The sequence below is a fragment of the Rubrivirga sp. genome (genome assembly GCF_049648075.1).
Taxonomy (GTDB): domain Bacteria; phylum Bacteroidota; class Rhodothermia; order Rhodothermales; family Rubricoccaceae; genus Rubrivirga.
Genome location: NZ_JBARYR010000350.1, coordinates 1 through 2,049, shown reverse-complemented (window position 1 = coordinate 2,049; position 2,049 = coordinate 1). Strand labels below are relative to the sequence as shown.

Genomic DNA, 2,049 nt, shown 5'->3' with positions numbered 1-2,049 from the left:
GCGCGCGGGGCTCGGCGTGCGCCGGTGCGACGTGGCGGCGTGTCTCAACGTGTCTTCGGACCACCTGGGGATGGGCGGCATCGACACGCTGGATCAGCTCGCCGAGATCAAGCGGATCCCCATCGAGGTCGCGGAAGACACGGCCGTCTTGAACGCCGACGACGCGCGCGTGCTGGCGATGGCCGAGCACACCGACGCGCGGCACCTCTGCTACGTGACGATGGACCAAGAGCACGCACTCGTGCAGGCCCACGTCCGCGAGGGCGGCCGCGCCGTCGTCTTGGAGCGAGGCGTGGCGGGCGAAATGATTACGATCCACGACGGAGGGCGACACCTGCCCCTCTTGTGGACGCACGTGATTCCGGCGACCATCGACGGCAAGGCGCGGCACAACGTCCAGAACGCCATGTTCGCGGCGGCCGTCTGCTACGCCCTGGGCGAAGGCCCAATGCGCGACGGCGAGCGAGAACTGTCGCTTCAGCAGATCCGCCACGGGCTCCAGACCTTCACGACAAGCTTCTACGAGGCTCCCGGCCGCCTCAACGTGTTCGACGGCCATCCCTTCCGCGTCATCCTCGACTATGCGCACAACCCGGCAGCCATCGAGGCGATGTCGGGTTTGGTGGACCGGATGGACGTGCAGGGCCGCCGAATCGTGGCCCTGGCCGCACCCGGCGACCGACGGGACGAAGACGTTGTCGCGATGGCCCGGGCCGCAGCCGGCCACTTTGATCACTTTGTCTGCAAGCGCGACGACCGACTTCGAGGACGCGACGAGAACGAGATCCCGACCATGTTGCGCGCAGCCCTGATGGAGGCCGGCGTGTCCGAGGACGCCATCGAGGTCGTCCCGGACGAGGCGGAGGCCGTCGGGCACACGCTGGGGCTCGCGGACCGTGGCGACCTGGTCGTCGTGTTCGGGGACAAGATCGAGCGGTGCTGGGAGCAGATCGTCGGGTTCGGGCATACAGGCGGCGACGGCGCGGTCTCGCCTTCGAAGACAGCTCCCAGCGTCGACCTCGAGAGCCGCGAAGATGGCGCAGCCAACGACTCCGATTCGGATGACTCCGACGACATCGAGCCGGTCACGACGGCCGTCGACTTCGGGCCGGAGGGCGAGACGTTCCAGCTTCGGGAGGGCCAGCGCGTCGTCCGCGACCGGCGCGGCGTCCGGCTGGTGACCGACGAGGAAGCGGACTGATCACGGGGCAAGGGGCGAGCGGGACGGGGCAAGAGGTCTCGCCCCGCGCCCCTTCCCGCTTCCCACTCGCCCTATGCCCCTTTCCGATCCCATCGACAGCCGCCGGCAGACGGGTGCCGGCTACTTGCTGGACGGCCCCGGCGCCGCCCTCGAGGTCGCGGTCCCCGAGAACCAGCGCGACGCCGCCGCCCAAGCGTGGACACAGCACGCCCGCGCCCTGTGCGACGCGCTCGGCTGGGCCGATGCCACGCTCGTCGCGAAGCCGTTTCCTCGAGGCCTGTCGTTCGCCCTCGAGTCGCCGGTCGACCTGCTCTACACCGCGACCGAGGTCAACGAAGCCGCCGTCCGAGCGGCACGCGCCGACCTCGAGGGCGGGAGCGTCGACCTCGAGGTCGAGATCGAACGGCTGAAGCGGGAAGCGGAGGACGAGGCGGATCCGCCGCTAAAAGCGCTCATCGAGGCCGCCGAGACCCGCGGCGTTCCGCTGGTGTGGGACGATGACGCGATCACGGTTGGGCTCGGCGCTGGCGGCCAGACCTTCGCGCCCGACGCGCTGCCCGATCCCTCCGACCTCGACTGGGACGCGGTCCGCGCGATCCCGACCGCTCTCATTACCGGCACGAATGGGAAGTCGACGACCGTGCGGATGCTAGCGGGAATCGGGCAGGCGGCGGGCCACACGGTTGGCGCCTCGACAACCGACGCCGTGACGGTAGACGGCGAGGTCGTCGAGCGCGGCGACTTCTCGGGGCCGCTGGGCGCGCGCGCGGTGATGCGCGACGACCGCGTCACGTTCGCCGTGTGCGAGTCGGCCCGCGGGGGCCTGCTTCGGCGCGGCGTGCCCGTCC

The 2,049-nt window shown here is 70.5% G+C and carries 1 protein-coding gene and 1 pseudogene; both read left to right on the top strand.

Annotation, left to right across the window (positions count from 1 at the left end; genetic code table 11):
• A partial coding sequence (locus WBA11_RS10340; RefSeq protein WP_424520615.1) for a glutamate ligase domain-containing protein occupies positions 1–1,201 on the top strand: 1,201 nt, incomplete at its 5' end.
• 73 nt (positions 1,202–1,274) lie between these two features.
• Positions 1,275–2,049: pseudogene (locus tag WBA11_RS10335) on the top strand (Mur ligase); the annotation flags it as partial.